Genomic DNA, 7,618 nt, shown 5'->3' on the forward strand with positions numbered 1-7,618 from the left:
GTCTTAGGATCAAACCAGATTGAAATATTTCCTCGCTTGATTAAAGCTTGGTTATACGAGGACCAATTGGTTGTACGATAGATTTTAGGTGTAGGCTTCTTCATCTGGAAATTATATTACTGAAGAAGCCTTCAAGAATAGCTTTGTGCAACAAAGCCGTTTGAAAGCAAACTCTTTAAAGACTTGCCTTGTTATAAAAACCTGATTACCCTCATCAATCAGCACCAACTTGCTATTCATGCTTTGCTTTATGCGTTGAGCCAAAAAGATGAAAGTTCATATTTATGGATTGATTCAACACCTTTACCTGTTTGTAAAAATAAAAGAATCCCTAAAGGTCATCATGCTTTAGATGAGATTGCTTCTCGTGGTAAAAGTACGATGGGCTGGTTTTATGGTTGCAAATTACACTTGCTGATGAATCAAGAGGGTGAAATTGTAAATTCAGATTTATCAAACGGACATATTGCTGATCTTAAAAAAGTTGAGGATTTAGTGAATGGCTTATCAGCAACGGTCTATGGTGATAGAGGCTACATTAGCCAACCATTGAAAGAAACACTTAAAGAGCAAGGCATTGATTTAATTACTTATCCAAGAAAAAATATGAGAGTGACCTTATTGCCATTTTCTGATGAATTTCATCTACGACAACGTAAAAGAATTGAAACATTGATAGGATTATTGAAAGAAAAATATCACTTAGTTACGAGTAAACATCGTTCGATTGCTGGTTTTTTAGCAGGCGTATTTTCTTCACTATGTGCGTATCAACTTTGCCAAAAGAATAAGCCTAAAATTCATGTGATTAAATCTTTGGCTTATCCGTAACTGGGGTTAATATAAGGAAAATAAGGTGAATATCATTCAAGCCTGCTTATTCATCTGGAAATAATATTACTGAATAAGTTTTGATGGACTGGTTTGTGTAACCGAACCATTATAATATGCCTTTATGTCTGTATTTGATAAGGAATAAAGCAAATGCAAAAAAAATGGCTCATTATTGCTGTAATTGTGTGTGTACTTATCGGGGGGGCTGTATGGGTCAATATGCAAAGTTTGAAAAAATTACCTTCGGGTTTTGAGGGGAGTAATGGGCGATTGGAACTACAGCGACTTGATGTCGCCTCTTTGTATCCAGGCCGGGTGATTGATATTAAGGTACAAGAAGGTGATCTGGTTAAAAAAGATGAAGTATTAGTAGTTTTGTCAGCTGAGCAAAGTCACAGTTTGGTTGAAGGTGCACAAGCCAGTAAACAGCGTGCAGAAGAAGCAGTACATCAGGCCGAAGCTGAGATTGCAGCAAGACAACAGCAGTTAAAGGTTGCACAACTCGAGCTGGATAATGCGCTACAGCTGAAAAAGGAGGATTTGATTTCTGTGGTAGAAGTGCAACGCCGTCAAGCAGCACGGGATGGCGAGGCAGCTGCGGTTAAAGCAACCCAGGCAGCACGGGAGTCAGCAATTGCTGCGGTTAATCAGGCTCAGGCACAAATGAATATCGCATCTTCGGCCAATAAGGATATGTTCATCCGCGCACCACAGACTGGTCGGGTAGAGTATCGTATTGCGGAACTGGGCAATGTTGTTGGGCCTGGCAGTAAAGTCATCACTTTACTTGATCCTAGTGATGTGACTTTATCAATTTTTCTTCCTACAGATACCGTTGGAAAATTAAAGCTGGGTGATGATGCCATAGTTGTGCTTGACGGGATTGATGCAGTTTGGCCTGCAAAAATTACATTTATTGCCAGCAATACACAATTTACCCCTAAATATGTGGAAACAGCCAATGAACGCGAAAAACTTATGTATAAGGTAAAATTGCGTATTCCCCAACAAATTAGCTTGCAGTATCAAGGGGTGTTAAAAGGTGGCTTAACTGGTAATGGTTATGTCCGTACCAATCCACAAGAGGCATGGCCAGTACAATGGCAGGCCAAATTACCGCAATTACAGCAAAACGCCAGAACACAATAAAATTGAATAGGCAGTTCGCCATGACGGATGTAAAACAGCAAGAAAACACTGTAACTGCTGTATCGTTACAGGGCGTTTCTCATACTTATGGGCAGGTTCGAGCATTAAATAATATTCATCTGTCGATTCCCAAATCTGTTACAGTCGGGTTGATTGGACCTGATGGTGTTGGAAAATCAACATTATTATCCCTTATTGCCGGGGTGAAGGTGATCCAAAGCGGGCAGGTTTTGATTTTTGATCAGGATATTTCACAAAAAAAAATCCAGAAACATTTGTCACAGCGTATCGCTTTTATGCCCCAAGGTTTGGGGCACAATTTATATCCCACATTGTCTGTCTATGAAAATGTAGATTTTCATGCGAGCCTTTTTGGTTTGGATACCCGTGCCCGAAAACAGCGAATCCAGCGATTATTACAGGCAACAGGATTAGATCCTTTTGTGAATCGTCCGGCTGGTAAATTATCTGGCGGCATGAAACAAAAGCTGAGTTTATGCTGTGCTTTAGTCCATAATCCGCAATTATTAATTCTAGATGAGCCGACGACAGGTGTTGATCCTTTATCAAGACGGCAATTCTGGAATCTGGTTGATGATTTACGCGCTGAAAATACGGAAATGACGGTGATTGTTTCAACCGCTTACATTGACGAAGCGCAACGCTTTGAATATTTATTGGCGATGGATGATGGACAGTTAATTGCCAATGCAACAACGCAGGAAGTGTTACAGCAGACCCAGAGTCAAACACTCGAAGAAGCTTATGTGAAGCTGCTGCCAGAAAATAAACGTGGAACGGGCGTGTTACACGTGACGCCATTTGTTGCAGATCCAGATTCTCCTCCGGCAATTGAAGCACATGATTTGACCAAGCAATTTGGTGATTTTATTGCAGTAGATCATGTTAACGTTACGATTGCACGCGGTGAAATTTTTGGTTTTTTAGGCTCAAATGGATGTGGCAAATCCACCACCATGAAAATGCTAACAGGCTTGCTGGATATCAGTTCAGGCACGGCAAAACTGCTAGGAAAAGAAATTAATGCAGGAGACATGGCAACCCGAATGAAAGTGGGTTATATGTCACAGGCATTTTCATTATATGAAGAATTAACGGTACGTCAGAATCTGGAACTACATGCAAAATTGTACAGGCTCACAGGGAATGATGCTAAAAATGCAGTGCAAAGTGCATTGCAGCAGTTTGATCTGCAAAAAGAAGCAGATACTCAGCCCGCCGCTTTGCCTTTAGGTATTCGGCAACGCTTACAGTTAGCCGCAGCATGTTTACATCATCCGGAAGTATTGATTCTGGATGAGCCTACTTCTGGCGTCGATCCAGCTGCACGAGATATGTTCTGGCAGCATCTCATAAAATTATCGCGACAGGATCGTATTACGATATTTGTTTCGACGCATTTTATGAATGAAGCTGAACGTTGTGACCGTATTTCATTTATGCACCGTGGACGGGTTCTGGCAGTAGGGACACCGCAGGCATTGTGTCAGGCGCAACACACAGATGAACTCGAGCAGGCATTTATTATTTATCTGGAGCAAGCATCAGGTGAAGCTGAACACCCTGTTCAGCATCACACCGATCAAGAGCAAGAGAGTTTAAGAAGTGAAGCCCGCCAGAACCAGACACTTTTTTATAGATTAATGGTCTGGTTTGCCATGGTCTGGACATTTGCTGTCAGGGAAGGCAAAGAGTTATGGCGTGATCCGATTCGAATGTTTTTTGCGATTCTTGGCCCGATCATTCTCATGATGACAGCATCCTATAGCGTTTCTTTTGATGTTAAAAATGTCAAACTCGCAATTCTGGATCGTGATCAAAGTGTGGAAAGTCGGGCCTTAACGGAATATTTTACGGCTTCGCGATATTTTACGCTGGAAAAATATATTGGTTCCGAGGCTGAAATTGATCCTGTGTTAAGAACATCTACAGCCAGGTTGGTGATTGATATTCCACCTGATTTTGGTCGAGATCTGATGCGTGGAAATAAACCGGAAGTCGGCTTCTATGTAGATGGTTCCATGCCATTTACTGCGGAAAATATTAAGGGTTTTATTCTTGGCATGATGAGTAATTACGGGACAGATAAAATAACGGCCATGGGGCTGCCGATAGAGGTCAAATCTGCGGTCTCGATACAGCCAAGATTTGTCTATAATCAGGATTTCAAAAGTATTTATGCTTTTACACCTGGAATGATCATGATGGCGATGATGTTGATTCCCGCCATGATGACCGCCCTCGGTGTGGTGCGAGAGCGGGAAATCGGCTCAATTACCAACTTGTATACGTCTCCGGCATCAGTCCGACAGTTTTTAATTGGTAAACAGTTACCTTATATCGCTTTGGCGATGTGCAGTTATTTCAGTCTGGTCTGGCTTGCCGTTGTGGTGCTGGATGTCCCTGTTTCAGGAAGTTTCTGGGCCATGACATTAGGGGCACTCTTACTGGTTTGTGCCGCGACAGCTTTTGGTTTATTGATTTCGAGTCTGGTCAAAACGCAGGTTGCGGCGATTTTTGCATCGGCGATTTTTACCTTAATTCCCGCATTGAATTTTTCAGGGTTACTTTATCCATTATCTACATTAACGGGCGTAAATTATTGGATCGGTTGGGGATTTCCAACTGCATGGTATCAATTGATCAGTCTGGGGAGTTTTACCAAGGGTTTGGGTTTTCAGGATTTTGTCCAATATTATGTAATGTTGACGCTATTTTGCATCCTATATGTATTGCTGGCAGGTTTGTTCTTAAAGAAACAGGAGCAATAGCATGTGGCAATGGATGAAAAATGTCTGGTTTTTAAGCCGGAAAGAACTGCGCAGTTTGCTAGGTGATTATACGTTAATGGTCTTGATTGTGGTGGTCCTTTCGGTGGCTGTTTATACGGTTTCTACAGGAATTACCACGGAAGTCCGTCATTCATCAATTGCCATTCTCGATGCCGACCATTCGCAGTTATCGTATCAAATACGGGATGCCTTACAGCAGCCGTATTTTAAAACGCCAGTACTGGAACAACGGGAAAATATCGACCAGCAGATGAATCAGGGCGGATATGTTTTTGTGATTGACATTCCTGCCAATTTTGAAAAAGATGTGGTCGCAGGTCGTGCCCCTGAAATTCAGGTTTTGGCGGATGCAACCTCAGTTACACAGGCCGGTATTGGTCTAGTCTATCTTCAACAAATCATTTCACAGCAAGTCAGTCAATTTTTAAAACAGCCTTCTTCAGAAAGTTTACTCCCGGTGAAGCCTGTCCTGCATGTCATGTATAACCCGAATGGCGAATCACATTGGTATCTCAGTGTTGTGCAGATTATTGCCAATATTACCCTGCTAGCCATGGTGCTGGTTGGTGCGGCAATTATCCGCGAGCGTGAACATGGAACCATTGAGCATTTATTGGTGATGCCAGTTTCTGCCAGTGAAATTGCTATGGCCAAAATTCTGACCAATGGATTGGTGATTACCGTAGCTGCTTTACTGTCCTTATGGCTTGTCGTAAATCACTGGTTGCAGGTACCCATTAATGGTTCTGTGACTTTATTTACCTTGGGAACAGTGATTTATTTGTTTTCGGTATCGGCACTGGGAATCTGGTTGGCAACGCTTGCTCCCACAATGCCACAATTTGGCTTGCTATGTTTGCCGGTATATGTGGTCACACGGTTATTGTCCGGTTCGGAGTCGCCACTGGAAAGTATGCCTGAAGTCATGCAATGGTTGACGCAGATTTCACCCGTCACACAATATGTTCAGTTCGGACAGTTTGTTTTATTCCGGAATGCCGGTATTGATAGTGTGTGGGATAAATTACTGATTATGACGCTGATGGGGATTGTATTTCTGGCATTGGCACTTGGGCGTTTTCGTCATATGTTGGCACGGCAAGGTTAAACCAGGGGGATAAAAATGAATAAATGGCTGTATGTGAGTTTGTTAACGGGGTTAATTTTAAGTGGCTGTGCCAAAAATCAAGTCCAAGTAGAGTCCCAGGTTATGCTGCCTTTACAATTTGATCAGACCGATATGGCAAAAGGATCGGCAGAAATTGCACAATGGTGGCAAAACTGGAATGATCCTGTGCTAAACCGATTGATTGAACAGGGACTGACAACCAATCACGAGTTAAAGGTAGCACTGGAAAATTTACAGGCTGCACGTTCTACCACACAATTAGCAGAAGCCGACCTCAAGCCCGCCTTAGGGGCCAATGCAGGGGTTAGTGCTCATCAATTCCAGCTAGACAATCCGTTAAATTCAGATGTGAAAAATGTTTTATCTCAACTCGGGTCATCACTGGGCGATGATAATTTCAATTTTAATGGACATGCGCAGCACATGGGCTTTATTGCGAGCTGGGAACTCGATATTTTTGGACAGAAAAAAAGTGATGTAGATGCTGCCCGATATGCCAGTCTGGCGACCATGCAGCAATGGTATGGCGCTCAAATGCTGGTTGCTAGTGATATTGCCCAGAATTACTTTACCGTTCGCAGTTTACAGCAACGCATCAAAATTGGTGATCATACGGTTGCGACGTTACAGCAGTTAAAACGGTATGCTCAGGGGAGATTTAGAGCTGGCCAGATTACCGATTATGATGTTAAAGATGTAGATGCCAAACTTACAGCAGTACAAGCACAATTAGCCACTCTACAGGCACAGGCCGATGCGTATCAGCGTAATATCGCGGTATTGACCGGCCAAGTGCCACAAGGATTTAAACTCGCAGCAAGCCCACAAAATATCTTGCAGCATATTCCAGCCCCCCCGCAAGGACAGCGGCCGTTGCAAATCCTGAATCGTCGTCCAGATATACAGGCCAAACAGGCGGTGGTACAAGCATATAGTGCCAAACGGGCCAGTGCACAGGCAGATTTATTACCGCGTTTTAATATGCAGTTTTTTTGGCAAACCGGGCAATTGAGTCTGGATAGCGATTTACCAGATTTAAAAGGTTATGGTGGTTTGGTGAGTGCAGGGATGACTTTGCCAATTTTTACAGCCGGACGTATTCATCATAATATTGAAATAAGTGATCATCGTTTGCAGGCTGCTCTGGCCGATTATGATCATGCTGTATTAAAAGCACTTGCTGAAGTAGACAGTAGTTATCAGCTTCAATTTGCGTTAAGTCGTCAAAATCTTTTATTGGCACAGGCACTGCATAAAGCCAATCAACAAGCCAAAGATGCCAGTACATTGTATCGTTATGGCCAAATGACGCTGGATCGTGCACTTAGTGCACGTTTAACCGCAAATGAGCTTGCAGATAAACAGGTTCAGGGAAAGCTGGCGCAGGCACAAAATCTACTGGATCTGTATAAAACACTTGGCGGGGGGTGGCAATCCACCCAGTCTGACTGAATAAAGTGCTTTAATTGCTCTATTCATCTTCTACCCAGGTAGAAATTTAAATTTTGATGGTTTGGAAAAATTCAGCTTTTGAATATTTGTGTAATAAAGCCCTTGTTTTTACAAGGGCTTTATTTATCCAATGGTTTGAGCAGTCAGGTTGTAGCACTGCTACGGGCACTGTTGCAAATAGGCTGACATGATAAGCTAAATATCTTATTTATTTCGAGATACAGCAGATGAATCCCTTCCA

At 42.5% G+C, this 7,618-nt stretch carries 4 protein-coding genes and 2 pseudogenes; 5 read left to right on the forward strand and 1 reads right to left on the reverse strand.

Translation table 11 applies throughout. The features are described 5' to 3' along the window. Positions 1–104 (reverse strand): annotated as a pseudogene (locus VXP95_RS14875) (IS5/IS1182 family transposase); the annotation flags it as partial. Between the two features lie 55 nt (positions 105–159). Between VXP95_RS14875 and VXP95_RS14880 the strand changes: the two are divergent. The 5 genes and pseudogenes from VXP95_RS14880 to VXP95_RS14900 all read left to right on the forward strand — a co-directional run. Then, positions 160–831 (forward strand): annotated as a pseudogene (locus VXP95_RS14880) (IS982-like element ISAba4 family transposase); the annotation flags it as partial. Between the two features lie 153 nt (positions 832–984). Beyond that, complete coding sequence (locus VXP95_RS14885; protein ID WP_004871259.1) at positions 985–1,983, forward strand: HlyD family secretion protein; 999 nt, start codon at positions 985–987, stop codon at positions 1,981–1,983. A 20-nt stretch (positions 1,984–2,003) separates the two neighbouring features. Further along, positions 2,004–4,775 carry a ribosome-associated ATPase/putative transporter RbbA gene (gene rbbA, locus VXP95_RS14890; RefSeq protein WP_416712311.1) on the forward strand — a complete coding sequence of 924 codons (2,772 nt, stop codon included), beginning with the start codon at positions 2,004–2,006 and terminating at the stop codon, positions 4,773–4,775. 1 nt (position 4,776) lies between these two features. Then, positions 4,777–5,904: an ABC transporter permease gene (locus VXP95_RS14895; protein WP_004871265.1), complete on the forward strand. Its 1,128-nt coding sequence runs from the start codon at positions 4,777–4,779 to the stop codon at positions 5,902–5,904. Positions 5,905–5,919: 15 nt separating this feature from the next. Continuing rightward, entirely contained in the window at positions 5,920–7,377 is a 1,458-nt protein-coding gene (locus VXP95_RS14900) for an efflux transporter outer membrane subunit (protein WP_004871268.1), read from the forward strand. The last annotated feature ends 241 nt before the right edge of the window (positions 7,378–7,618 follow it).

Source organism: Acinetobacter sp. 226 (genome assembly GCF_048147925.1).
Taxonomy (GTDB): Bacteria; Pseudomonadota; Gammaproteobacteria; order Pseudomonadales; family Moraxellaceae; genus Acinetobacter; species Acinetobacter pecorum.

Coding starts and splice junctions, on each gene's coding strand:
- VXP95_RS14885 (WP_004871259.1), top strand. CDS start 985: ATGCAAAAAAAATGGCTCATTATTGCTGTAATTGTGTGTGTACTTATC.
- rbbA (WP_416712311.1), top strand. CDS start 2,004: ATGACGGATGTAAAACAGCAAGAAAACACTGTAACTGCTGTATCGTTA.
- VXP95_RS14895 (WP_004871265.1), top strand. CDS start 4,777: ATGTGGCAATGGATGAAAAATGTCTGGTTTTTAAGCCGGAAAGAACTG.
- VXP95_RS14900 (WP_004871268.1), top strand. CDS start 5,920: ATGAATAAATGGCTGTATGTGAGTTTGTTAACGGGGTTAATTTTAAGT.